19 protein-coding genes are annotated in these 26,928 nt (G+C 50.2%); 9 read left to right on the top strand and 10 right to left on the bottom strand.

Going from position 1 to position 26,928, the window contains the following annotated elements; genetic code table 11:
- From nirB to LC084_RS06460, 3 genes are all read left to right on the top strand, one after another.
- Entirely contained in the window at positions 1-4,101 is a 4,101-nt protein-coding gene (gene nirB, locus LC084_RS06470; RefSeq protein ID WP_226570375.1) for a nitrite reductase large subunit NirB, read from the top strand.
- The gene (locus tag LC084_RS06465; RefSeq protein WP_226570373.1) at positions 4,098-6,734 is read left to right on the top strand and encodes a nitrate reductase; all 2,637 of its coding nucleotides are present in this window, start codon (positions 4,098-4,100) and stop codon (positions 6,732-6,734) included. The genes nirB and LC084_RS06465 overlap by 4 nt, the downstream gene beginning before the upstream one ends.
- 230 nt (positions 6,735-6,964) lie before the next feature.
- On the top strand, positions 6,965-8,182 hold the full coding sequence (locus LC084_RS06460) for an EAL and HDOD domain-containing protein (protein ID WP_226570371.1): 1,218 nt from the start codon (positions 6,965-6,967) through the stop codon (positions 8,180-8,182).
- Between the two features lie 54 nt (positions 8,183-8,236).
- Here LC084_RS06460 and LC084_RS06455 read toward each other — a convergent pair whose 3' ends face one another.
- On the bottom strand, positions 8,237-8,944 hold the full coding sequence (locus LC084_RS06455) for an SDR family oxidoreductase (RefSeq protein WP_226570369.1): 708 nt from the start codon (positions 8,942-8,944) through the stop codon (positions 8,237-8,239).
- Positions 8,945-9,266: 322 nt separating this feature from the next.
- Between LC084_RS06455 and LC084_RS06450 the strand changes: the two genes are divergently transcribed.
- The 3 genes from LC084_RS06450 (at position 9,267) to LC084_RS06440 (ending at position 12,929) form a co-directional block, all read left to right on the top strand.
- Positions 9,267-10,430, top strand: a complete 1,164-nt coding sequence (locus LC084_RS06450) for a serine hydrolase domain-containing protein (protein WP_226570367.1) — start codon at positions 9,267-9,269, stop codon at positions 10,428-10,430.
- A 182-nt stretch (positions 10,431-10,612) separates the two neighbouring features.
- Positions 10,613-12,091 carry an MFS transporter gene (locus tag LC084_RS06445; protein ID WP_226570365.1) on the top strand — a complete coding sequence of 493 codons (1,479 nt, stop codon included), beginning with the start codon at positions 10,613-10,615 and terminating at the stop codon, positions 12,089-12,091.
- A 301-nt stretch (positions 12,092-12,392) separates the two neighbouring features.
- The gene (locus tag LC084_RS06440) at positions 12,393-12,929 is read left to right on the top strand and encodes an NUDIX hydrolase (RefSeq protein ID WP_319004398.1); all 537 of its coding nucleotides are present in this window, start codon (positions 12,393-12,395) and stop codon (positions 12,927-12,929) included.
- Positions 12,930-13,006: 77 nt separating this feature from the next.
- Here LC084_RS06440 and LC084_RS06435 read toward each other — a convergent pair whose 3' ends face one another.
- Positions 13,007-14,344, bottom strand: a complete 1,338-nt coding sequence (locus LC084_RS06435) for an aspartate aminotransferase family protein (protein ID WP_226570364.1) — start codon at positions 14,342-14,344, stop codon at positions 13,007-13,009.
- 586 nt (positions 14,345-14,930) lie between these two features.
- Here LC084_RS06435 and LC084_RS06430 point away from each other — a divergent pair.
- Positions 14,931-15,707, top strand: coding sequence for a DeoR/GlpR family DNA-binding transcription regulator (locus LC084_RS06430; protein ID WP_226570362.1), 777 nt, complete (start codon positions 14,931-14,933; stop codon positions 15,705-15,707).
- Positions 15,708-15,806: 99 nt separating this feature from the next.
- On the opposite strand, the gene LC084_RS06425 is transcribed toward LC084_RS06430, so the two are convergent.
- Positions 15,807-17,138 (bottom strand): glycoside hydrolase family 28 protein, encoded by a 1,332-nt coding sequence (locus tag LC084_RS06425; protein ID WP_226570360.1) that lies wholly within the window; start codon positions 17,136-17,138, stop codon positions 15,807-15,809.
- 364 nt (positions 17,139-17,502) lie between these two features.
- Between LC084_RS06425 and LC084_RS06420 the strand changes: the two genes are divergently transcribed.
- Both LC084_RS06420 and LC084_RS06415 read left to right on the top strand, forming a co-directional pair.
- Positions 17,503-18,843: a carbohydrate porin gene (locus LC084_RS06420; protein ID WP_226570358.1), complete on the top strand. Its 1,341-nt coding sequence runs from the start codon at positions 17,503-17,505 to the stop codon at positions 18,841-18,843.
- Between the two features lie 395 nt (positions 18,844-19,238).
- Positions 19,239-19,697: a helix-turn-helix domain-containing protein gene (locus tag LC084_RS06415; RefSeq protein WP_226570356.1), complete on the top strand. Its 459-nt coding sequence runs from the start codon at positions 19,239-19,241 to the stop codon at positions 19,695-19,697.
- Positions 19,698-19,788: 91 nt separating this feature from the next.
- Here LC084_RS06415 and LC084_RS06410 read toward each other — a convergent pair whose 3' ends face one another.
- From LC084_RS06410 to urtA, 7 genes are all read right to left on the bottom strand, one after another.
- Positions 19,789-20,724 (bottom strand): LysR family transcriptional regulator, encoded by a 936-nt coding sequence (locus LC084_RS06410; RefSeq protein WP_226570354.1) that lies wholly within the window; start codon positions 20,722-20,724, stop codon positions 19,789-19,791.
- A 149-nt stretch (positions 20,725-20,873) separates the two neighbouring features.
- A complete protein-coding gene (locus tag LC084_RS06405; protein ID WP_226570352.1) occupies positions 20,874-21,887 on the bottom strand; it encodes a formamidase in 1,014 nt (337 codons plus the stop codon).
- Between the two features lie 37 nt (positions 21,888-21,924).
- Positions 21,925-22,614 carry an urea ABC transporter ATP-binding subunit UrtE gene (gene urtE / locus LC084_RS06400; protein ID WP_226570350.1) on the bottom strand — a complete coding sequence of 230 codons (690 nt, stop codon included), beginning with the start codon at positions 22,612-22,614 and terminating at the stop codon, positions 21,925-21,927.
- Positions 22,615-22,627: 13 nt separating this feature from the next.
- Positions 22,628-23,377 carry an urea ABC transporter ATP-binding protein UrtD gene (gene urtD, locus LC084_RS06395; RefSeq protein ID WP_226570348.1) on the bottom strand — a complete coding sequence of 250 codons (750 nt, stop codon included), beginning with the start codon at positions 23,375-23,377 and terminating at the stop codon, positions 22,628-22,630.
- Positions 23,374-24,489, bottom strand: coding sequence for an urea ABC transporter permease subunit UrtC (gene urtC / locus LC084_RS06390; protein ID WP_226570346.1), 1,116 nt, complete (start codon positions 24,487-24,489; stop codon positions 23,374-23,376). Before urtC ends, urtD begins: the two co-directional genes overlap by 4 nt.
- A 10-nt stretch (positions 24,490-24,499) precedes the next feature.
- On the bottom strand, positions 24,500-25,426 hold the full coding sequence (gene urtB, locus LC084_RS06385) for an urea ABC transporter permease subunit UrtB (protein ID WP_226570343.1): 927 nt from the start codon (positions 25,424-25,426) through the stop codon (positions 24,500-24,502).
- A 53-nt stretch (positions 25,427-25,479) separates the two neighbouring features.
- Complete coding sequence (gene urtA / locus LC084_RS06380) at positions 25,480-26,757, bottom strand: urea ABC transporter substrate-binding protein (RefSeq protein ID WP_226570341.1); 1,278 nt, start codon at positions 26,755-26,757, stop codon at positions 25,480-25,482.
- Positions 26,758-26,928 lie beyond the last annotated feature (171 nt).

Below are 26,928 nucleotides of genomic sequence, written 5' to 3'. Positions count from 1 at the left end.
ATGAAACCGCATCTGGTGGTGGCAGGGAATGGAATGGCGGCACTGAAGCTGGTGGAAACGCTGTTAGCGCTCGCGCCGGAACGTTTCCGGGTTACGCTGATTGGTAATGAGCAGCATGCAACCTACAACCGGGTTCAGTTGCCGTCCGTTCTGAACGGTGACAAAAGCTTCGCAGAAACCGTGCTGCACCCGTCATCCTGGTACCTGGAGCAGGGTGTCACCTTGCTCACGGGTGAAACGGTACTTTCCGTTCAACGGGAAAGCCACCAACTGGTGACGGATAAACGCACACTTGTGTGGGATCAATTAGTTATTGCCACCGGGTCGCAATCTGCAATGCCGTCTGTCACAGGAATTCAGTTGCCCCATGTGTGCGGGTTCCGCCACCAGCAGGATCTGTCCACACTGCAAAATGACCCGCCCGATACACCAGTTGTCGTGCTGGGTGGCGGGTTCGTTGGGGTTGAAGCCGCAGCAGCGCTGGCACAGCAAGGGCGGCAAGTTTCTCTGGTTCACCGCCATGGCTGGCCCCTTGAACGCCAGATTGACGCACAATGCGGCGAACGGCTACTCCGTGGGCTGTCCCGGCAGGGCGTCCACTGCCTGATGAACAGCGGAATTACAGCCATCACCCCTGATGCAGTAACGCTTACCGATGGGCAGATATTGCCAGCAGGCCGGGTGGTGATAGCGACCGGCATCCGGCCAAATATAACGCTTGCCCATGAAGCAGGCCTGGCATGTGGGCGAGGAATCCAGGTTGACGGGCAACTCCGGACAAGCGACCACACCATCAGCGCACTCGGCGAGTGTAGTGAGTTTAACGGTGACGTACCCGGCCTGCTGGCACCTTGCCTGGCGCAGGCAGTGGTACTCGCCCATCGCCTTGCAGGGCAGGCCATCGATGATTACTGCCCCGCGCCCCAGGGCACCCGCCTGAAAGTGCGGGGGGTGCAGCTGTTTTGTCTCGGCTCCCGTCTGGAGCAGGAAAATGCTCCCCCCTTAATCAGTGAGAACACGTCCACGGGTGACTACCTACGGTTATTTACCCACGACGGGCACCTGACAGGTGCGCTCCTGTGGGGCGATATCAGTGAAGCCGCGCGTATCAGTGCGCTGATGCACCAACCTATTCATTTTCACGCCCTCCTTCCGGGTGTTCCCTCCCCGGAAGCGGCACCAACCGCAAGGACAGAAGCAATGCAGGATATCAACACGCACACCAAAAAAACGCTGGTTGTTATTGGCCATGGCATGGTCGGACAGTATTTTCTTGAGCAACTGGTTGAACGGGGTATGCACCAGCAATGGCAGATTGTGGTTTATGGTGAAGAGCGCCATCTGGCCTACGACCGGGTGCATTTAACCGACTATTTTACCGCCGGGAATGCCAGCACACTGAGCCTCACGGATGCCGATTTTTTTGAACAGCATGGTATTGAATTGCGCACCCACAGCCAGGTAACAGCTCTTGATACCGACCGGCGAAGCCTGACTGACTCACAGGGGCGTGAGCTGGCCTGGGACCAATTGGTGCTGGCAACCGGCTCACGGGCTTTTGTCCCGCCCATTGAAGGCCATGATGACCACCGCTGTTTTGTTTACCGTACACTGGATGATCTGGATGCGATTAAGGCCTGTGCTAGCCATGCAACACGGGGGGTGGTGATTGGTGGCGGCTTACTTGGTCTGGAAGCCGCTAACGCGCTGAAAACGCTGGGGCTGGAAACCCATGTAGTGGAATTTTCGCCGCGCCTGATGGCGGTTCAACTGGATGATGAAGGTGCTACGCTGCTCAGTACCAAAATTCAGGCGCTGGGTGTCCATGTCCATACGGGGATGCAAACCACCAAAATCGCCACCAGTGCCAATGGGTTGCAGTTACAGTTCAGCAGTGGTGAACCGCTGGATACCGACCTGGTGGTCTTTTCTGCCGGGATCCGCCCGCGTGATGACCTGGCGCGCATCGCCGGGCTGTCCATCGGGCCGCGCGGTGGCATTGTTATTGATAACCAGTGCCGTACCAGCCATCCGGCGATTTATGCCATTGGGGAGTGTGCTCTCTGGGAGGGCGCTATTTTTGGTCTGGTAGCCCCCGGTTATGATATGGCGCGTATTGCCGCCGCCCGCTTGTCAGGCGAGCAGGAAGCCCAATTCCGTGGTGCAGACATGAGTACCCGCCTGAAACTGCTTGGGGTGGAAGTGGCCTCGCTGGGTGACGCCCATGGCAAAACCCCCGGTAGCCTGGTGTACCAGTGGCACAACGGCCCGGATGGCATTTACAAAAAAATTGTGGTCAGCGCCGATAAAAAACAACTATTGGGCGGCGTCCTGGTGGGTGACGCCAGCGACTACAGTAACTTACTGCAACTGATGCTCAATCGCATTGGCTTGCCAGATTCACCAGCCCAACTGATTTTACCCGCAACGGGGGATAAACCCGTTGCTCAGGGCACTAAAGCACTTCCGGACAGCGCCGTATTGTGTTCGTGCCACAACGTAACCAAAGGCGCAATTAGTGCAGCAGTAACCGCAGGCCACCATGATCTTAGCGCGGTGAAATCATTCACGAAGGCGGGCACAGGTTGCGGTGGGTGCACCGCCCTGGTTAAACAGGTTATGGAACAGGCACTGGAAGAATCCGGGGTTGCGGTCAGTGATGATATTTGTGAACACTTCCCCTGGTCACGCCAGGCATTATTTAACCTGATTCAGGTTGAAAATATCCGCAGCTTTGATGAACTGATCCAGCGCCACGGCAGTGGCCATGGCTGCGAAATTTGCAAACCACTGGTTGGCTCGCTGCTGGCATCAGCCTGGAATGACTACCTGCTGAAACCAGAGCACTTACCATTGCAAGATACCAATGACCGCTATTTTGCCAATATTCAGAAAAACGGCACTTACTCCATCGTGCCAAGGGTCCCGGCAGGCGAGATAACTCCGCAAGGCTTAATTGCCATTGGTGAAGTCGCCCAACGCTACAATTTGTATACCAAAATTACTGGCGGCCAGCGCATCGACCTGTTTGGTGCCACCCTGGCGCAGTTACCCCTTATCTGGCAGGAACTGATTGATGCTGGTTTTGAAACCGGCCACGCTTATGGCAAGTCGCTGCGTACGGTGAAATCCTGTGTGGGTGAAAACTGGTGCCGTTACGGTGTACAGGATTCAACCAGCATGGCGATTGAGCTGGAGCAACGCTACAAAGGATTGCGTTCGCCTCACAAAATTAAAATGGCGGTTTCAGGCTGTACCCGTGAGTGTGCGGAAGCACAAAGCAAAGATATTGGTGTGATTGCCACGGACAAAGGCTGGAACCTGTATGTCTGCGGTAATGGCGGAATGAAACCTCGCCATGCAGACCTGTTTGCCACTGATCTTGATAGCGACACATTAATTCGCTACATCGACCGGGTTCTGATGTTCTATATCCGTACCGCCGGGCGTCTGACCCGCACCAGCGTGTGGCTTGATAATCTGGAAGGTGGGCTGGATTATCTCCGTGAGGTGGTTATTGACGACAAACTCGGTATTAACGCACAGCTTGAAGCCAACATGGCACACATTGTTGATACCTGGCAGTGTGAATGGCAAACCACGCTGAGCGACCCGGAGCAACTCGCCCGGTTCACCGCCACCATCAACAGCGACAGCCCGGATGAATCTGTGCAATGGGATACCCGCCGTGGGCAAATACAACCCGCCACTACGCTAACCGCACACCAGTCGCGCCTGCCTGCGGAACCCTGGCAAACGGTGTGTGCTGTTTCCGCTATCCCCAATAATGCGGGTATTGGTGCTCGCCTGGGCAACCACCGCATTGCCTTGTTCCGTATGGGCGAACAAGTATGGGCACTGGACGATATTGAACCGGGTACCCAGGCCTGTGTGATGTCACGCGGCATACTGGGAGACAATGCGGGAGAACTGATAGTGATTTCACCACTGTATAAGCACCGTTTCCGTCTGGCTGACGGACTTGCACTGGAAGGGGAAACGCACCTGCGCAGCTGGCCGGTACATATCGTGAATGGGCAGGTACTGGTTGCCAGCGAACCAGCCACACTGAGTGAGCCTGTTGTTGAGGCTACTGTATGAATGAAACCCGGACCACTTGCCCGTATTGCGGTACCGGCTGCGGTCTGCAGGTTTTTGGGGCATCAGCAAATGTTGCCGGGCAGATACCCGCAATAAAAGTGCAGGGCGATACCTCACACCCGGCAAACCTGGGGCGTATCTGTGTAAAAGGCAGTGCACTGGATAAAACCATGGGGCTACAGGGGCGGCTTCTCGCCCCGCACATCAAACAGCAGCGAGTTTCCTGGCAGCAGGCTCTGGACCATACCGCCCGGCGTCTGGCTGAAATTATTCAACGGCACGGCCCGGATTCAGTTGCGTTCTACGCCTCTGGGCAATTACTCACTGAAGACTACTATGCAGCCAATAAGCTTATGAAAGGGTTTATCGGTAGCGGCAATATCGACACCAATTCACGGTTGTGTATGTCTTCCGCTGTAGCGGCCTACAAACGCGCTTTTGGCGAAGATGCAGTGCCTTGCAACTATGAGGATATTGAACTGGCGGATGTCGTAGTCCTGGTAGGGAGTAACCTTGCCTGGGCACATCCGGTATTGTGGCAACGCCTGGCCGCTGCTCGGGAAGCCAGGCCAGGCATGAAAATTATCGCCATCGACCCCCGTCGCAGCACGACTTGTGCTGAAGCAGACCTGCACCTGGCGATTACACCCGGCAGCGACAGCGCACTGTTTACCGGCCTTGTGAACTGGCTGATAACAGAAGGGAAAGAGGATGCTCTATGGCGTACCAGAACCGTTGGGCGCACCGAAACGGCCGAGGCAGCCGCACCCTGGTCTGTTGATGTCGTTGCGCAACACTGTGGTCTTACGCCCCAGCAGGTTGAAAACTTTTACCAGTTGTACACTAAACCAAACCGGGTTTTGACAATGTGGTGTATGGGCATTAACCAGTCATCCAGTGGGACAGATAAATGCAATGCCATAATCAATGCTCACCTGGTTTCCGGGCAAATAGCCAGCCCCGGATGTGGCCCTTTTTCTATCACCGGCCAGCCCAATGCCATGGGCGGGCGTGAAGTGGGTGGGCTGGCAAACCAGCTTGCTGCCCATATGGATTTTACCCCGGAGGCCATTGAACGCGTGGGCAGGTTTTGGGGGAGCAGCCGCATAGCGCATAAACCGGGTTATAAAGCGGTGGAGCTTTTTCAGGCAGTCGAACGGGGAGACATCAAGGCCATCTGGATTATGGGCACCAACCCGGCAGTTTCTATGCCGGAAAACAACCAGGTTACCCGGGCGCTGTCGATGTGTGAATGCGTGATAGTTTCGGACATCACCGCGCACACCACGACAACCGCCTTTGCTGATGTACTTTTCCCAGCCCAGGGCTGGGGAGAGAAAGAGGGCACGGTCACCAATTCTGAACGGCGCATCTCCCGGCAACGGCGCTTTGCTGAACCACCCGGTGAAACCCGCCCAGACTGGTGGATAATTGCGCAAGTCGCCCAGCGTTTGGGGTATGAGAACGCTTTTGCCTGGTCTCATCCTCATGAGATTTTTAGTGAGCACGCGGCACTTACCGGCTTTGAAAACCGGGGGGAGCGCCTGTTTGATATCAGTGGGTTAAGCGGTTTAAGCCGCACAGAATGGGAACAGTTACAACCCATTCAGTGGCCAGTGAATTCACGCTATCCGCTTGGGTGTTCGCGGTTATTTCAGGATGGCGTATTTGCTTTTCCTGATGGTAAAGCCCGCCTGATCCCCGTTCACCTACAACCACCAAAAAGTACCACCAGTAAATGTTACCCCCTGGTCATGAATACTGGCCGTATCCGCGACCAGTGGCACACCATGACCCGAACCGGGCTGGTTCCGAGCCTGCTGCAGCACCGCAATAAACCTTATTGTGAAATCAACCCAACGGATGCCAGCCAGTCTGGCATCACTGAAAATAGCCTGGTACGGTTACAGTCTGCCTCAGGTTGGATGCTGTGCCGGGCGATGATAACGGATGCACAGCCTGCCGGGCAGGTGTTTGTACCAATGCACTGGAACAGCCAGTTTGCCGCGCAGAGCCAGCCGGGAGGGCTAATAGCGGCTCATCGTTGTGAAATATCTGGCCAACCGGAAAGTAAATTCACCCCGGTACGTGCCCAGCCCGTGACCAGTGACTGGGAAGGGGTGCTATACATAAGTGACAGTGTCACTATTTCCGGTGTGCAATGGTGGGCACGGGCTCCGGTTCCCGGCGGCTGGCAAATTTGGCTTGCGGGGGATGGGTGTGTTACAGACTGGCTCCAGCAACAGCCCTGGCTGGCCGGGCTGGAATACCGCCAGGCTACGGACAATAATCTTGCCTGCCACTTACTGGGGTTTAACCACGGGACGCTGAGCATTGCATTCTATGCCAGCCCGGCGGCACCAGAGCCGGACAGCGCACTGGTATGCGCAAGCCTTGGTCAGAGAGTGGATAAGCAAACCAGCGACCAGCTGCTTGCCGGGCGCACTCTGGGCGATACACGGGGAGCCCAAACGGTGTGCAGTTGCTTTGGTACCCGCGTTGGGGATATTACCCAGGCTATCGCCAGCGGTTGCCAGACTGTTACCTCACTGGGTAAACAACTTGGCTGTGGCACTAATTGTGGCTCCTGCATTCCGGAACTGAAAAGCCTGCTGTCACAAAACGCCCCTTAATTCACGGGCAGGGATGCCCGGCCAGAGGCGAGTTTCTCTGGAGTCTGACCTTGTTTACCCCCCAAGTATTATTTTGATTTCTATCAAAATACATCACACTTCCTGCGCGGTTATCTAAACTAGAAACAGTATTAGTCGATAAACCTGTTGGAAAAGTGTATTTCTTACGCGCCTGAAGCCTTGGCGCAATGTATTGGCGGTTCCGGTGTATCACGCTATCAGGAGCAGTTATGTACTCTTTCATTGCCAGGCAACCTATTTTTGATCAGGACATGAATACCGTTGCTTACGAGTTGTTATACCGTAATGGCCTCAGTAATTCGTTTCCTGATGTTTCGTCGGAATACGCCACCAGTCAGCTGATTTCAGACCAGTTCCTTGGCTCGCCGCTACAGAGCGTGACGGAAAACCATGTCTCTTTTATCAATTTCCCCCACAAAATGATTATTGACCGCCAGGTGTTCAGCCTGCCGCCAGAAAGTGTGGTCATTGAAGTGCTGGAAGATGCTCAACCCGATGATGAATTGTTTAACGCCATTACCGAATTGCACCATAAAGGTTTTACTGTCGCGCTGGATGACTTCGCCATGGAAGACGGTTGGGAACGCTTTATGCCTTATATCGATATTCTTAAGTTCGATGTACGCCAGTCACCTGCAGATGTCATCGCGCAATATATATCCCGCAATAAGCTGGAAAAAATGACGTTACTGGCGGAGAAAGTAGAAACCCAGGAAGAGTTTCAGGTATTCAAGTCATTAGGTTTTTCTTTGTTTCAGGGCTATTTTTACCGCCGCCCTGAAGTTTTACGTAACAAGAAACTGGCACTGAATATTGCCTGGTTAATTGAACTGATGCGCGAAGTGAACCAGCAACGAATCGACTATGACAAAGTGGGGAGTCTGATCAACCGCGATGTGTCTATCGCCTATAAGTTTATGCGTTATATCAAGAACATCCGCTACCAGACCAGTTTCCCCGTTGAAGTGAATACCATGTCGCTGCGCGATATCGCATTGTATATTGGCGACCATGAATTGCGCCGTTTTGTCTCACTGGTGAGCCTGTACAGCCTCGATGATGAAAAACCTGTTGAACTGTACAAAAACAGTGTTATTCGTGGCAGGTTCTGCGAACTGATCGCTAAAGAATTACATATGACCTATCTGGAAGGTGACGCATTCTTGTGCGGGTTATTTTCTTTGCTTGATGCCATTCTGGATCACCCACTGCATGTCCTGCTTGAGCAAATTACTTTGTCGCCACGTATTCATGCAGCACTGGTCGATAACAAAGGCGTGTTGTTCGAAATCCTCGATCTGGTCCGTCACTATGAAACAATGCATTGGTTAGAAGTACACCGGCTGGGCAGTGAGCTGGGGCTGAACGACCCACAAATCATCAAGATGATGGCCAGCGCCACTAACTGGGCCGATGAAAGCTATTAACTTTTATCACCGGCCGATGCACACAGGATAACTAAACGGGCAAACAGTGGCGGGTTAACGCACCAGTGGGGCAAGGTAAACGGGCAAGTCAGCAGACAGCCCCTGGTGCACCAGGCGAGTAACGTCATCGCCAAGAACCTCGCTCAGCCCGGCTTCCAGAGCGTTAAACGTTGCCGTGACAATATCCAGTGGTGATGTTTTTGGTACATCAAAATCTTTTGTCATCCCGGTATCAATAAAACCCGCGTGCAGTCCCAGCACCTGCGTACTTTGTTCAGCCAGTGCCAGACGCAAGCCATTGGTTAAAGACCAGGCTGCCGATTTACTCACCGAGTAAGTAGGCAGCAGTGCGCTACTGATCCACGACGCTACAGATAATACGTTGATAATGCCACCGCCGCCTGCCTGAGCCAAAACAGGTGCGAAGGCTTGTGATAACCGGAGCGGGCCAAACAGGTTAGTTTCCATTTGCTGGCGAATTTGCTGTTCTGCGCTGTCATCAAGCAAACTTCCGGTCTGCGCAATCCCTGCGTTATTGATTAACAGCGTAACATCGCCAGCCTGTGCTACCGCACGAGTAACAGACGAAGGTTGCGTGACATCCAGCTCAATCGCCGTGACACCGGCTATGTTTATTGCTGCAGGATTACGTGCCGTGGCATAGACCTTTTTGGCACCGCGTGCGAGTGCCTCTGTAGCAAAAACTTCCCCCAGCCCCCGGTTGGCTCCGGTCACAAACACGACAGCACCATTAAGTTGCATGTTCTTCTCCCATGAGAATAAGTTTTACCTGGCAACACAAGACGACTTACAACAGGTTACTGTTGTACCAGATAAGTCGTGCAGGGAAACCCACACCTGCAAACCTAACCCGGTGAATAATGTAATTAATTAATGCCATAAGCATAAAAACCTTGCTAAAAATCAATTGTTTTAATAGTAATCAATACCGGGATACAACATGTTTTCTACTGTTTTAATAGTAATCAATACCGGGATACAACATGTTTTCTACCAAGCTGGAGTATGGCTGAACACAACTGAATGACACCTGCGGGTTATAACCAAAAACGGGAGAAAGTTCATGCAAGCAGAAGATGCGCTTAATGCATCATTACCTGGTATTTTTGACCAGGCAATAGCACAAGGTAGAGTGGTTGGGGCTGTTTGTGTGGTTGCCCATCAAGGGAAACTGTGCCACGCCAGTGCTCATGGTTTTGCTGACAGGGAAAGCCAGCGCCCAATGTTACCCAACACCGGCTTTCGTTTATCCTCGCTGACCAAACCCATTGTCACGCTGGCGGTTCTTCGCCTGGTCGCTGATGGTGTTATTGCGCTGGATGCTCCCGTGACCCAGTGGTTGCCAGAATTTACGCCAACAGGGCCACAAGGTGAGGAAGTGAGCATTACTATTCACCAGTTACTCACGCACACAGCAGGGTTGGGGTACGGTTTTAATCAACAAAGTGACGGGCCATATTTATCCGCAGGAATTTCTGATGGCCTGGACCATGTTGATTTTGATCTGACTGAAAACCTGCGTCGTCTTAGTTCAGTTCCCTTGTTCTACCGCCCCGGTGAAAGTTGGGGCTATTCACTGGGTATTGATGTTCTGGGTGCGGTTATCGAGAAAGCAACAGGAAAACCACTCGCGCAGGCGGTAGCAGAACAGGTTACGCTGCCGCTGGGAATGCACCATTCTGGCTTTGTTACTGCGGGCCTTGATAACATTGCCGTCGCCTATGCCAACAGCGAACATGGCCCGGTACTTATTGGCGAAAACGTTGATATCCCATTACCTGAAGGGTTTGGGGGCAGCGTTCGGTTTTCTCCATCGCGGGTAACAGACAGCAAAGCATTTCCTTCAGGTGGTGCAGGGATGTATGGCTGTGCGCCAGATATGCTGAATCTGTTGGAAGCATTACGCACTGGCTCAGGCTTGCTGCCAGCCTCTTTGCAAAGTGCCATCTACCATCCACACTGTGGCCCAGAAGCCCAATGTGCAGGGCCTGGTTGGGGTTTTGGTTACGGTGGTGCAGTGCTGATTGACCCAGAAGCGACAGGAACACCGCAAAGTGCCGGGACGCTATGCTGGGGTGGTGTTTACGGCCATAACTGGTTTGTCGACCGCCACAACGACCTGACGGTAGTGTTAATGACCAACACTGCCTATGAAGGAATGTGCGGTCAGCTCACGCTGGAAGTACGCGATGCAGTCTATGCCGCACTGAATTCAGGCCTGGCCTGACAGCCCTCTGCCGGTGGTTAACTGTGATCACCGGCTCACTTTATTATACTCATTCCATACCTACTTATTTCTTTTAGTTATTAGTTATCGACTATCGCTCTATCAAAAATCTTGCTCATAAGCATTAAAAATGAAAGTCTGGATGCTTAGACATCCAAACGTCCATTACAAGAGCAAAACACATGACGCAATTCCCACTTTACTCAGACAGGGAGTATTCAGGAGAACCACCACAGGAAGTGCACACCATCAGCAATGCGGCTGATGTCAGTAACCTGGTCAATAATTCAACTCAGGCACGTAACAATGCCCGTATCATTATGGCAATCGCGCTGGGTGGCGTATTTCTGGATGCCTATGATCTCGGCGCACTGGCTTTTGGCGTAAAAGACATCACCCACCAGTTTAACCTCAGCCCCAAAGGGCTTGGTCTGGTGCTTTCTGCCATTACGTTCGGGGCTATTATTGGTGCGCTTATTGGAGGATACCTGACAGATAAAATTGGCCGTTACCGCGTGTTTATGGCTGATATGTTCTTCTTCGTTTTTGCCGCTATTTTAGGTGCCTGCGCCCCGAATGCTGAAGTGCTGGGAATAAGCCGCTTTATTATGGGGTTGGGGATTGGGATTGATTTACCTGTCGCCATGGCATTTCTTGCCGAGTTCTCTCGCCTTAAGGGCAAGGGGAATAAAGCGGCCAGTGTCGCCATGTGGTGCCCAACCTGGTATGCAGCGATTACGGTATCTTATATTCTGGTTCTGGCGCTGTTTTATTCACTGCCCCCCAGCCATAACGAATATTTGTGGCGCTACATTGTTGGTTTTGGTGCCGTTCCTGCGCTGATCATTATCTTGATCCGCAAGCGCTATATGACAGAATCACCGATTTGGGCCGCACAGCAAGGGGATTTAGAAGGTGCCGCGAAGATCCTGCGCAGCACATGGAATATCCCGGTAAAAGTGGCTGCGGATGCAGACACCACTGCGAAAGAGCCAACCAAACGCCAGGCAAGCTGGAAAAACTATGCGGTACTTTGGGAACGCCATTTCCGTTCACGCACGGTGTTAACCAGCGTGATGTCGTTTGTCTCCCCATTTGCGTATTCGGCCATTGCATTTGGTTTGCCGATTATTATTTCCACACTGTTTCAGCAATCGTTGTTGACGACTATTCTGGCATCGCTGGTGCTTAACCTGTGCTTTGCCTTTACCGGTGGTATTGCTGCAGTGAAATTGGTGCCATACCTGGGTTCACGGGGAATGACGCTGGCCGGGTACGCCTGCCAACTAGTGGCTTTACTGGGCCTGGCGCTGGTCGGGAAGCCAGTCGGTACTCCTGACGCCATCCTGTGCTTTGGTTTGCTGGCACTGTTTCTACTCGGTCAGGGTTTTGGCCCAGGTGCGCACACTATGGTGTATGCGTCACTCAGCTATCCATCATCCATTCGTGGCGTGGGTGTTGGGTTAAACCAGACAATTACCCGGGTAAGTTCCACTCTGGCGTTGTTTCTGTTCCCCATTCTTATCAGTGCGCTGGGAGAGGGGTTGTTCTGGGTGATTGCACTGTCGCCGGTCATCGGTATTCTGGCGTTGTTGCTGATTCGCTGGGAACCGTCTGGCTACGATATCGACGCTGAAGATTTCTCCCAACAGCAACCGTAACAGACTGGCACTTCAGCACTATGTATCATGCACCATGCATTATGGTGGGTGCTGAAGTGTTTTATTTTTCAGGTTACGAGTTTATCTCGCCCAACCAGCCATTCCTCGCCCTCTGCGCAGTATGATTCATTTCCGGCACCTGCGTTTTTACCAAGCAGAATTCACCTAGAAGATTACTCCATCGTCCTAAATTGCCCCCCAGAACTGTCAACAGGGCGCTCAATATGCTGGAATAATTGTGCTGGAAAATTGTTCTGGAATACCACAACACAACGACACGATGTCCGCGAGGTAGCTAATAGTGGAAATAAAAACGTTAAGCTCACGTACGATTTACCAGAACCAGTGGATGAGCCTGCGTGAAGACAGTATTGAGCGGGAAGATGGCTCGCAAGGGATTTATTCCGTTGTGGAAAAGCCTGATTTCGCCGTTATTCTTCCGGTTGAAGGTGACCAGATATATGTGGTTGAACAGTACCGTTACCCCCTTGGAACCCGCACACTGGAACTCCCTCAGGGCGCATGGGAGCTGAGCCCCGGCGAAGAAGCAGAAACCGTCGCCCGAGGTGAGTTGGCAGAAGAAACAGGATTACGAGCCAAAACCATGACCTGGGTGGGTTACCAGAAATTGGCGCAAGGCTACTCGACTCAGGGGTACCATATTTGGCTGGCATCCGATTTTGAACAAGGCACACAGGCGCTGGATGCCGAAGAAGTTGGGCTGGTGTGCAAGCGTATACCAGTCAGTGAATTTACCGGGCGTATTGCCAGCGGTGAAATTACCGATGCCACGTCCGTTACCGCATTTTTACTGGCCCGGCTGAAAGGGCTGGTATAGCGCCAGCGCCGTACCACATAAAAAAATCCGCCAGTGTAAGGCGGATTTTTTATTAGTGAAGTCAGTGAAAAGCTGAATCAGCGGCCAGCGCGCAACGCTTTATCCAGTGAGCCAACCAGCCAGTCAATATCATGGGCCTGGAAAGCCAAAGTCGGGCGCAGCTTCAGCACGTTACCATGTGGGCCGGCAACAGAAGTCAGCACATGGTCTTCACGCAAGCGTTCAATCACATCCAGCGCACGTTGTTTGTCCGGGTTTTTACTGGCTTTATCAGTAACCAGTTCAAAACCGATAAACAAGCCAGCACCACGCACATCACCTACACAATCATGCTGCGCGGCCAGAGCGGCCAATTCTTTTTGCAACTGAGTACCAACAGTGAGGCTGTGTTGTTGCAGCTTCTCATCTTCAATCACTTTCAGGACTGCCTGGGCCGCAGCAATAGACACCGGGTTACCACCAAAAGTGTTGAAATAAGGGATTGTGTCACTAAATGCCGCCAGAACTTCCGGTTTGGCAAGCATTGCCGAAACAGGAATACCGTTGCCCATAGGTTTACCCATAGTGATAACGTCCGGCACAATACCGTGACGGGCAAAACCCCAGAAACTTTCGCCGGTACGGGCAAAACCAGGCTGCACTTCATCGGCAATAAAGATCCCACCATTGCGATGCACAACATCCAGCGCAGGTTTCAGGTAACCGGCAGGGCCCGGCAACACACCATCCGACGAGAAAATTGAATCAACCAACAGACCAGCAAACTTAATGCCGTGGGCCGCCATATCATCAATTTGTTCCTGGATTTGAGCCGCAAACCAGGCACCAATATCCGGGGTATCCACGCGGTAACGGTCCGGGGCAGGAACCAGGCGAGTTGTCGCAGCCAAAGGCTGACCACTGCCCAGGGCAGGAGAGGCGCCGGAGGTGAGTTCACTGGTACCATGATAAGCTTCACGGGTAACTATAATCCCGGTACCACCACTCCAGGCACGTGCAACACGAATAGCCAGGTCATTCGCTTCAGAACCCGTACACATGTACATGGCCTTGCTGACTTCGCTCGGCACGTACTTAAGCAGAGACTCGGTATAATCAAGAATACGTTCATGCAAGTAGCGAGTGTGGGTATTAAGCTGGCTCATCTGCTGTTGCACAGCTTCAATCACGGCCGGATGGCAGTGGCCAATACTGGCTACGTTGTTATAAACATCAAGGTATTTGTTACCTTGCGCATCCCATAAATATTGCTGTTCACCACGCACCAGGTGCACCGGATTGCGATAGAACAGGCGGTAAGAATCACCCAATAAACGCGCACGTTTCTCGGTTAATGTACGTGTTTGTTCATCCAGCCCTGCCGCATGTTCTGCGCGAAAGCTGTTGGTATCCATAATGGTGGAGCGCGTCGCCATGAAAGCCTCTCATTTATCATTTCTGTGTTGTTGACCGGCAACCTCACCGTGCCTTTTGCAATAAAATACACAAAAGCACACAAAGACACATCAAAATAATCCATATAAAATACTTATGTATTTTAATTAAATGATAATAAAGGTTTTTTATATAAATCAATGCCAGAGCAGAATGCACTATTCAGCATAGGTCTGGGTACCAAACCACACATCCAGGCCATTCAACCGTTTTTCAGCAGGCGCAAGCGATTAATATTCCAGTACAAATTAACCATGGAGATTTAATTACCCGTATTGCTAAATATGAATAATTGCTGGCAGGTTGGCGCGGTAAATTACACAAATGTGCATACTGGGCTGCTAAAATACAATTACACAAGGTATTATTCTCAGATCACCGCAGGTATGATGTTAATTAAAAACCTATCTACTTGTTTTTATATAGTTTATTTTTTATCAGAAAAATCACCCTTGCTTCCTGTTATTTGCACATAATGGCACGAACAAGCCAGGTGCTCTGTTCACTGGTCTGGTTTCCCGGCGAATAAGGTTGTCTGCCTCATGCTGGAAATCATTAAGGAATAAAATGTTAGAAGAAACCCGCTTACACCGTATCCGAGCCTTGCTTTCCACGCTTAACCGAATTTCTACTGAACAACTGATTCAGCACCTGAACGTGTCACGGGAAACCGTGCGCCGAGATATTGTTAAGTTGGAGAATTTGGGGGAGTTGCGCCGGGTACATGGTGGTGTTGTCGCATTGGGAGCAGAACCAGAGCCTCCACTCTCTATTCGTGCAACTGTTCGCGGTAAAGAGAAGCTGGCTATTGCCCGTGCCGCAGTACAGCAATTACGTGCCGGGCAAACCGTTTTTATTGACGCTGGCAGCACTACATCTGTTGTCGCTGATGAACTGGTTTCAATGCCCGGCATGACGATTATCACAAATAGCCTCAGCGTGGCTTCCCGGCTGACGGAATCTGAGTATGCCCGTTCACTCAACCATGAAGTCATTTTACTTGGGGGAGAAATGGGGCCGGTAACCCAGGCGACCTGTGGTGTGATGACCATCCGTGAACTGCAGCGGTTCCGTGCAGATGTGGCGTTGCTGTCGCCTGTTGGCATTTCCAGTAAATCGGGAGCGAGCAGCTTTACCCACCACGAGGCAGCAATTGCCGAAGCGATGATCTGTAATGCAAACAAACGCATCATTCTGGCCGATCACAGTAAAATAGGTGTCACCAGCCGCATGGTTTATGCACGTATCGCTGATATCGATATGATTATTTCCGACGAAGCGGCGTCATCACGTGATGACTGGGCCGCACTGCAAGCCAGTTGTGAAGAGGCGGTTGCTGTCTGATTCTTACCCAGTAAACATGCCCAGGTTATATTTGCCAGCATATGTACCCCAGGCCTGTTGAACTGGCTGGAACCGCCAGAATCAACAGGCCTTAGAGGCTTAGCGCATTTCCAGAGAAACCGCCGGGCCTTTTTCCAGTGACTTACCGTTACTCGCCACAACCTGAACACGGCGCATATCGCCATTCACATAACGGGCTAGGATCCCTGTCTGGGATGCTATATGAATATTATTGAATCTTACCCCTTCAATAACAGACTCAGGCAACCCACTTAAGATCATGGCAGTATGTGCCCCGGTTGCCTTGAGATCAGTAATCTGTATGCCATCGATTTTTGGTGTGGTGGCCGTCACTTGCGCGGATGTAATTGCAGCTATTTCCTGATGCCCCAGCGCCCCGGACTGGCCACCATAACTGTCAGTAACCAGAATAGGGGTTGCTACATCGGTCATAGTCAGGTGGCTCGCAACCAGGGGGCCAATATGGTTTCCGCGGTCCCGTGCGGATTTAATGCGAATCCCATTTTCGGTGTTGAGGAAGGTAATATGTTGGACAGTAACTTTCCCAATACCATTAGCCGTTTCACTGCCCACGGAGATACCGTGCCCATCCCGCATGACAGAATCCTTAACGGTGATATTACTGGAAGGCCCAGCAGTGCCGGGCTGTAGCCCAGACTTGATGGCGATATTGTCATCTCCCGTGTGGATATCCGCATGTGACACCGTCACGTTTCGTGATGAAACAATATCAATTCCATCTGTATTTGGTGAGGTTACCGGGTTAGTTATCGTCACATGATGAATGGCAATGTCAGCACTGTTGCGGATCACAATATTCCACATTGGTGAATTGGTCAGGCTCAGGTTATCAACCCGGCCTTGTTTGACATCATTAAATTCAACAAACCACGGGCGGGGGAAACCATTGGCGACCGGAATTCCGGGGAAACGATCAGTAAAGGCTTTCTTGTCGCCACTGCGCACTTTCGCCCTCATAGCAAGGGCATCAGGCCACCAGGTTCGTTCACCATCACCATTCAGGGTTCCACCCCCAGTCAGACCAACATGGCTGGCATGGCTGGCAAAAATAAATGCTTCATTCGCCTTTGCCGGGCGGCCAATAAATGCCGAAATAAACTTTCCTTCCTGGTTACTGGCTTGCAACACGGCCCCCTTGGGGACAGACAGGGTTGTATTGCTGAGAAGTTGCAACGGGCCACTGAGCCAAATACCTGGAGTCAAAGATACCGTACCACCGCCAAGATCATGACATTGCTGAAGAGCTTGCTGAATGGCCTGGGTATTAAGTGTTTTACCGTCGCCTTTTCCGCCAAATGTTACCGGTGAACAGGTAACAGGACGGGCAGCATAGGAGAGAACAGGGGAGAGAGCCGCACAACAGAGAGCCGCCAGTAATGTTTTTTTCATCCGTCCGTTTGTCCTTAACATAAATGTATAACAAATCACTTTACGCGCGGGCTGGAAACAGGGCTATTGTGCAATAGCACAATGAATATTCATCTTATATAGATATTTGCCTGTTGAAATAAAACAATCAGCTTCATAAGTGCGTATTTTGCGCGCTACAGCAGGGGCGAAAAGCCACGCTTTCTGTTGAGCGAGCATGAAAAATGCGATTTTTACGAAAAATCTCACCTCAGATTGTTGTTTTGTGGAGCAGATCATTTTTCTGTAAATGGATATATTTCACGGCACAAAATAATAAATAATTAGCCTGCTATCTAACTAGACTCAAATCTCCATTTACAACAAATCTAAAAGAATAACGAAGATGAAAATACTCAAATCAGTGGTGAATTATTCTATTAAAGCCGTTATCCCTGGCGTTTTCCTTCTTACCTTACAGCCCGATTTTGCTCATGCAGCCGACGCATTCAGTGCCGACTCGCCCTGGATGTTGGGTGACTGGAATGGATTACGCACAGACCTTCAGCAAGATGGTGTGAACTTCAATGTTGACTACACCATGGAAAGCGCTTCTAACCTGGCTGGTGGCTATAACACATCGACCACCGCACGTTACAGTGACCAGTGGGCATTTGGGGTTAATCTGGATCTGCAAAAACTCCTCGACTGGAACGATACTGAATTCCAGTTAACCATTACCAACCGTGATGGGCAGAATCTTTCTGACGAAGTCGGTGATCCTCGCACAGGTACGTTGTCATCGGTGCAGGAAGTGTATGGCCGTGGCCAGACGTGGCGTTTAACCCAGTTCTGGCTACGCAAAGGCTTTTTTGACCACACTCTGGATGTTAAAGCAGGGCGGCTGACTGTTGGGGAAGATTTTGACAACTTCGACAGTAAGTTCCAGAACCTGGCGTTTGGCAGTGGCCAGGCGGGGAACTGGCGGGGTGACCACTGGTATAACTGGCCAGTGTCACAATGGGGTGCCCGTGTTCGCCTCAACTTTACCCCGGAAATCTTTATGCAGGTCGGTTTCTATAACCAGACCCCGTATAACTATGACAAAGGCGACGGCTTCCGGTTTGAATTCAGCCCAACAGAAGGCAACCTGGTCCCGGTAGAGTTGGGCTGGCAGCCTAAACTTGGCGCAGAAAAATTACCGGGTAATTACCGTATTGGTTACTACTACTCTTCAGCCCGTGATGATGTGTATGGTTCATGGCGTGAGGGTGGTTACAATGATACAGCCCATGCATATGGCGGCTACATCCTTGCTCAACAGCAGTTGACTGCACAAGGTGGTTCCGCAGACCGGGGTATCACATTAACAGTTCAGGCTGTAATGAATGACCACAAAACCTCGAAAACCGATAACTACCAGTCCATTGCATTAACGTGGAAAGGGCCGTTTGACGCCCGCCCACAGGATGAAATTGGTATTGGTGCTGGCCGCATTCACGTCAACTCGTCTTATACAAAAATGTTGCGTGACACCAACCATTATAATGGTGAAACGTCCTATAACAGCCCAACCTATTTACCGATTCAGAAAGGCTCTGAATATAATTACGAAATTTATTATAACGTCCAGGCCACAAACTGGCTGCAGATTCGCCCGAACCTGCAATATATTGCTGCACCGGGTGCTGTGAGCAAAGTGGATGATGCCTTTGTTGGTGGCATTAGTGCTAATCTCAGTTTCTGATTGATTATCATTCTATGGCCTGCATATATGCAGGCCTTTTCTTTAAAGACATATCTACAGTAATGTCTATGCTATATGTGCTATTAACCCATTTACGCTATTTTGTTACAAAAACACTTTCCTTTTAGATGGGAGTTTTCTTACACAACGCTCGATTCAAAACAATTTGTTTTGAGTATCGAAATGAAACCTCCATTTATCCACAATGTGAATTTGGGTAGAATTTTCATTACAGAATTTACTCTTTTATAATAATTGCGCATTTAATAAACAGGCAATAAAGCCGAAAAAAATTATAACCCAGCGCAAAGTCGACTTATTTTCAATAACCTCTACCGCCCATGGCACCTGAAGGGTGATAAACCTATGGGTGATTACCTTATACCTGAGTATGGGTGTTACGCACACAGGTCTGTAAAGAGCACAGGCTCAATACCCCTGTTGTTGCTGCAAACACCAGCAAATTTAGTGTTAATGGCACTGGGTATATCTTTTTTTGGTTTATCTTTAGAGTACGACGTATGCTACTTCATAAAAATGTTATTCGCGATTTAGTTAAATGGATTGATGATAATATCCATGATCCCATCAATATAACTGATGTTATGGAAATATCGGGGTATTCACGCTGGCATATTCAGCGGCTTTTCAGGGAAGAGACCGGGATGACAGTGGGAGACTATATCCGTAAAAAGAAAGTTCAAGAGGCGGCTAACGATTTAGCTAATGATGAAGTCTCTATTTTAACCATTTCTACTAAGTATGGTTTTAGTAGCCAGCAAACTTTCACCCGTATCTTTTCTCACTATTTTCATGTGCCGCCTGGACGCTGGCGCAAAGAACAACAAAAGTAACGCCGTTACCCAATACCATTTGCCCCAAACAGGTGTTGAACTGATTTTGCCTCCTCCTGGGCCACCACTGTATTGCCTGATACAGTGGTTTTTATTTGGATAATGTTTCCCCTTTATGCAGTGAACATGGAAGAAGGTTACTGTCTTCACCAAAATGGCGTACAGTAAAATCAAGAAAACTGCGCAATTTTGGCGTCAACCGCCGGTCCTGAGCATAGACAATATATAAAGGGCGCTCTGGTACACTGTATTCAGGCAAAACGCTAACGAGCCTACCTGAGTGAATGTAGGGTAATACCAGTTCAGAAGGCTGAGTTGTCACCCCAAAACCTGCCAGTGCCGCACTCACCAGTGCTTCGCCGTTATCAATCATCAGTCGCCCTGAAATGGGTTGTTTTATTAGCCCCTCAGGGCCTTGAAACTCCCACTGGGTACGCAGGGATGTGTGGGCAAACACCAGGCATTCGTGGTGCTGTAAATCTTTGGGGTGGTTTAACGGTGGCGATTTCTCCAGATACCGCGGGGACGCACAGGTAATCAGCCGGTAGGGTGCCAGGACACGCGCCATCAGGCTACTGTCTTCCAATTCTCCTACATGAAATACAGCATCATAACCTTCGTCAATCAGGTCTATCATCCGGTTAGTGAGAGTCAGTTCAACAGAGACTTCCGGGTAACGTGCCATATATTCAGGCAAAAAAGGTGACAGGGCGTTGATTCCAAAAGTATGTGGTGCGTTTATTTTCAACCTGCCCCGAGGCTCCATTCTGGTCTCTTCGGCGAAGGATTCCGCGGCTTCAACTTCTGCCAGTATAATCTTGGCCCGTTCATAAAAATTTTGCCCCGCTTCCGTGAGGCTGTGCTGGCGGGTCGTACGGTTAATTAGCCTGACGCCCAGATGGTTTTCCAGGGCCGCAACATGTTTCCCAACCAGTTGAGAGGACATATTCAGCACATCGGCAGCCGCAGCAAAAGACCCCAGTTCTACGGTCTTAACATATATTGCCATGCTGGATAGTCGATCCATTTGATGTATTCCATTTGCAATTCATAAAACTGTCACAGTTTACCTGACAAATAATGCCAGCGGGGGGCACGCCAGGGTAAATCGCACAAATGGGAAATGCCCCCGCAGGGGCATTTATTACTCAACAACACAGCAGGGGAAATAGGGTATTACTTACTTTTAGGTAATGGCCCCAGTTTCACACCATCAGGGTAATACTCCCAGCCATCACGGATTTTGATTTTTTCATCCCATGGTAGTTTATATTCACCATTGGCAAGGTCGCGCACCCAGGTCAGGTAATTTTCCCGTTCGCCGCCTGGCTTGCCAACATAGCCACGGCAGCCAAGGTTAAATATATTGTTTTCCAGCGCCCAATTTTCACGCGCTTTATCTACCAGACGAGGGAAGAGTTCCGCTGTGACAATTTCCCATGGGTTGCGATGCCCTTGCTGAATGACATTACCGTCATAATTACATACAGTACCTTCGCCAAAGTAATAGAATACTTCATCATATCCGGCCAAATTAACAGATACGGTATACATCAGGTTTTGCCAGGCATTGGTGCGGTTAGTCCAGATCCACTGGTCATTAACCTGTGTTGAGTAACCAGAGATACGGATATAAACATTACAGCCTTTATAAGCAGCTTCGCGCGCCAGTTCTGGGAACATGCCGTCATGGCAAATACACACAGCCAATTTTGAACCTTTTGGCCCGTCACACACTGGCATGCCCATATTACCAGGCATCCATGGTTCAATAGGCACCCAGGGCTGCAATTTACGGTAATGCAGGGCGATTTCCCCCTGGTCATTAATAATGATGGCAGTATTATACGGCGGTAAGTCCGGGTCTTCGTTTTTCTCCATCAGCGAGAATACGCCCCATACTTTGTTACGAATACAAGCCTGTTTAAATTGGTCAATTTCCGGGCTTTGCAGCGTTAACAGCATTTCGTCATAGGTCCAGATTTTTGTGTTCAAACCCTGAGTGGAATATTCAGGGAAAACAATCACATCCAGACCAGGATAACCTGCTTTGGTGGCATCAACCGCTTTGCATATTTTATCCACCTGAACCTGAATATCTTCCGGCCCTTTAATTACCGGAACAGGGTACTGTATTGCCGCGATTAATAATGCTTCATCCCATGAACTTACACTGCCGGTGCTAGCCATAATAGACCTCTCTCATTAATTGTGGGTGGGTAATACATTAAACAGCAAGGTATGATGCTATTTTTTTCTCGTCCGCACTGACGCGGTTTTCTTGATGAACAATATTTCCTTTTTCGAGCACAATAATTCTGTCCGCTACATCCATAACAAAACTCAGTACTTGCTCGGATACCAATATAGTTAACCCTTCCGCATCGCGGATTTGACGTAATATTTTTGCCATCTCTTTTATAATTGAAGGTTGAATACCTTCCGTGGGCTCATCGAGCAACAAAAGTTTTGGTTTCCCGGCCAGCGCTCTGGCCAGGACTAATTGTTGCTGTTGGCCACCAGATAAATTACCGGCCATGCGTTTACGAAATTCTCGCAATATAGGGAAATATTCATAAAGATGCCCGGGCACAACCAGTGGTTTACCGCTATGAATACCTGTCTTAATATTTTCTTCTACAGTCATTGACGAAAATACCATCCGCCCCTGGGGAACAAACCCCATTCCGCGCTGTACCCGCTCATAGCCGGGGACCGTCATGAGTGATTGCCCATCGAACCGGGCTTCACCACCGCGGGCTGGGATCATACCAATTAAGGATTTCATTAAAGTGGTTTTTCCCATTCCATTACGGCCAACAACCGCCACAATTTCACCGGGTTCCAGGCTCAGATTCAGGCCGTTAATCACCTGGCTTTGCCCGTAAGCCACAGTGTAATCAGAAAGTGCCAACATGTTGTTCTCCTTATTAATGACCCAGATAGACATCAATAACCCGGGGGTCATGCTTAACTTTGCTGATACTGCCTTCCGATAACACTTTTCCCTGATGCATCACCGTAACGTGGTCAGCGATGTCTTCCACAAACTGCATATCATGCTCAATAACCAGTACCGAACGCCCACCGGCTATACGCCGTAATAGCTGGGCGGTTTTCTGGCGTTCAGTAACCGACATCCCGGCAACGGGTTCATCCAGCATCAATAACCGGGGGTTTTGAATCAGCAACATGCCAATTTCCAGCCACTGCTTTTGCCCATGGCTCAACAAATCGGCCTGAACATGCAGGAAATCTTCCAGAAAAATTTCCTGGGCGGTATTTTCAACGGCCCGTACTATTTCATCGGTACGTTTAAAAAATAGAGCGCCCACCGCGGTACGAGCCTTGGGATATGACAATTCAAGATTTTCAAATACAGTCAGATTTTCATAAATAGATGGGTTTTGGAATTTTCTTCCCACGCCTGCATGAACAATTTTATTTTCTTTCATGCGGCTAAGTTCTTTGCCATCAAATTTAATACTGCCGCTTGTCAGGCGTGTTTTCCCACAAATTAAATCCAGAACCGTTGTTTTCCCGGCACCATTAGGCCCGATAATGACGTAAATTTGCCCTTCATCGATATACATTGAAAAGTCATCGACTGCTTTAAAGCCATTAAATGAGACTGTCAGGCCTTCTACCGCCAAAATAATTTCCTTGATGGGTTTGATCATTTCGCGGCCTCCGAATCAGTTTTGGTTTTTAGCCATTCCATTTTGCGCATTCTTAATGAAAGGTGAGGCTGAATATATTGCTGCCATAATCCCGCCAGCCCTTTAGGAAAGACCAGAACGACGGCAATAAACAGGCAACCCATAGCAATCGTCCATAATTCAGGAAACGATTCGGAAATGCTGCTTTTGGCCACATTAACCAACAACGCACCATAGACCGCGCCCAGTAAAGAACCTCTCCCACCAACCGCACAGAACACCACCATTTCGATAGAGGCTACCGTGCCAATAAACCCAGGCGACATAAAACCCACCTGCAGAGTAAACATGGCACCACCAATTGCGGAGAACAGGGCGCTGATACAAAACACAACCGTTTTAATATTGGCGACGTCATACCCGGAAAACCGCACCCGGTCTTCCTGGTCACGAATAGCAACCATTAAACGCCCAAGTTTACTGTTAACCACAAAGTACCCGGCAAGCACAACCAGCATCAGCAGACCAGCATTGGCGTAATACAAAATGTAGTGGGCAGAATCGGTACGAGTGTCCCAACCCAACAGTGTGCGCAGGTCAGTTATGCCGTTGATTCCCCCGGTATAACCCTGCTGGCCAATAATCAAAATGGTCAGAATGGCAGAAATTGCCTGGGTAATAATGGCGAAGTAGACCCCACCAACCCGGCGTTTAAACATGGCCGATCCTAGCACCCAGGCAAACAACGTGGGCACGAACAGAATTGCCAATACGGTTAAGGTAAACGAGTGAAACGGCTGCCAGAAATCGGGCAGGGCAGTAAGCTGGTTCCAGTCCATAAAATCAGGGATACCCGGCGTGGTCTGCATTTTGGTATCCGCCACTGTAGATGCTTCCAACTTAAGGAACATCGCCATGGCATAGCCGCCCAACCCAAAGAAAATGCCCTGGCCCAGGCTGAGAATGCCACTGTAGCCCCAGCACAATACCAGCCCAACCGCCACAAACGCGTAAGTCAGGTATTTCCCCATCAGGTTAAGTCGAAAAATATCCAGGACGGCAGGCATAACTACCAGCAGTAACCCGGCCAGAATAACTATCCCAATAACTGGGAAATTGCGTAAACGATTCATAACGGGACTCCTAGCGACGAATCCGGCTGGCAAACAAGCCCTGGGGGCGCAGTAATAAAATGCCCACAACAATCAACAGCGTGATGACTTTCGCCATAGAGCCACTAAGGAAAAACTCCAGGGTAGATTGCGACTGTGAGATAGAAAATGCAGAAGCGAGAGTGCCTAACAGGCTTTGCGCGCCACCAAACACAACAACCAGGAAGGTATCGACAATGTACTGCTGCCCGGCAGTTGGCCCCGTAGAACCAATCATGGTGAAAGCACTACCGGCAATGCCTGCAATACCACAACCCAGGGCAAAAGTACGGTTGTCCACCCTTGCGGTGTTTATTCCCACGGCACTTGCCATTGGCCGGTTCAGGACAACGGCCCGAACTTTAATTCCCCAGGCGGAACGGTAAATTATCCAGCCGGTGATACAGGTAATGACCAGAGTGAGAACCAGAACAAACACACCATTTATAGGGATATCGATATTGTCTGCAAAATGGTAGGACCCCATCATCCAGTCAGGCAGGTCAACCCCCACTTCACGCGGGCCAAATAATGAGCGGTAGCACTGCTGCAGTATCAGGCTTAAACCCCAGGTTGCCAGCAGGGTATCAAGTGGGCGTTTGTAGAGATGGCGAATCAATACTTTTTCGACCAACGCCCCCAACAAGGCCGAGCAAATAAAAGCCAGTATGATGGCGACAAAGAAATAACCACCAAACAGCGCGGGCAAATGGCTACTGAAAAAGCGCCCGGTTAACCAGGTGACATAGGCACCGAGGATCATAAATTCCCCATGAGCCATATTAATGACACCCATCTGGCCAAAAATAATGGCGAGCCCCAGGGACATCAGCACAAATACGGCAAACAGACTGAGCCCCGCAAACCCCTGCATAACAAAAATTGAGGCGAGATCAGCAAAGCTGTAACCACTGAACATGGTGTATTCCTCAGCGAATTGAAGATATCCCACGGTTACCCGTGGGAGTAGAGTCAGTCTTTCGGGAATGGATTGGGTTCAATCAGGTTCGGGGTCTGGTACACCACATCGTACTGGCCATCCGTTCTTGCCCGGCCAATCACGGTTTTCGACCACAAGTGGTGATTTTCATGAACCCGGACATAACCTTCAGGCGCATCTTTCAGTTCAATACCAGGCGATGCTTTACGTACTTTGTCCACATCAAATGAACCCGCTTTTTCTACCGCGGCTTTCCATAACCATGGGCCCAGATAGGCAGCCTGAGTCACATCGCCTATCACGATGTCTTTACCCCAGCGTTTCTTAAAGGCGGCAACAAAAGCTTTGTTTGCCGGGTTATCCATACTCTGGAAATACTTCATTGAGGCGTAGGCACCAGCAATGTTTTCACCGCCAATACCACGGATTTCATCTTCGGTAACGGAGATGGTCAGCAGCAGGGGTTTCTCTTTGGTTAAATCAATACCCGCCGCTTTAAGCTGTTTGTAGAATGCAACGTTAGACCCGCCAACCACGATGGCATAAATCACATCCGGTTTTTTCAGCTTGATTTTGTTAATCACGGAGTTGAACTGGGTATTGCCAAGCGGGTAGTAATCTTCACCCACCACTTTCAGCCCCAGCTTTTCAATATGATGACGGGCAATTTTGTTAGCGGTGCGTGGCCAGATGTAGTCTGAACCTAGCAGATAAAAGGTTTTGGCGTGCTTATTCTTCACGACCCAATCAAGCCCGGAAATAATTTGCTGGGTTGCTTCCTGACCGGTGTAAATAACGTTAGGTGATTCTTCCAGCCCTTCATAAAAGGTGGGGTAATAGAGCATGCCATTGTACTGTTCAAGCACTGGCAACATGGCCTTGCGGGAAGCGGATGTCCAGCCACCGAAAATAGCCGCAACCTTGTCACTCACTAGCAGCTTACGGGCTTTTTCGGCAAAGGTAGGCCAGTCGCTGGCGCCATCTTCCTGAACGTATTCAATTTTTCGCCCCAGCACACCGCCTGCAGCATTAATCTGTTCAATGGCCAGTTTTTCTGCTTGTATGGATCCCGTTTCACTGATTGCCATCGTGCCCGTAGACGAGTGCAGGATGCCCACTTTTACCGTGTTATCGGTTACTGCCAGCCCGGTGGTGTTCACATCGGCCGTTGCTGGTGCGGCCATAGCGGAGTGCACAGCAAGCATCAGGCTCGCTGCTGCCAGCATTTTAAGTTTCCGCGTGAAGCGGCCAGACAGATTGTTTCGCAGTAACCCCTGGTGTTGCTGTGGGGGAAAGACTTGTTCGTTCATGGTAGCCCTCATCATCAGTTACGTTTACCCTCGGTTGAGGTAATCATGACGGCCAGGCAGGGTAACCAACAATGCGCGAGGTGACGCAGTAATTACGTCATTTGACGTATTGGCCCGGCGCCGATATGGCGGCATTCTCACGGGCGCAACATAAAGAAACAGTGAGGGCTG

Source organism: Mangrovibacter yixingensis (genome assembly GCF_020523985.1).
In the GTDB taxonomy this organism is placed as follows: domain Bacteria; phylum Pseudomonadota; class Gammaproteobacteria; order Enterobacterales; family Enterobacteriaceae; genus Mangrovibacter; species Mangrovibacter yixingensis.
This window is presented reverse-complemented; position numbering and strand designations above follow the sequence as displayed.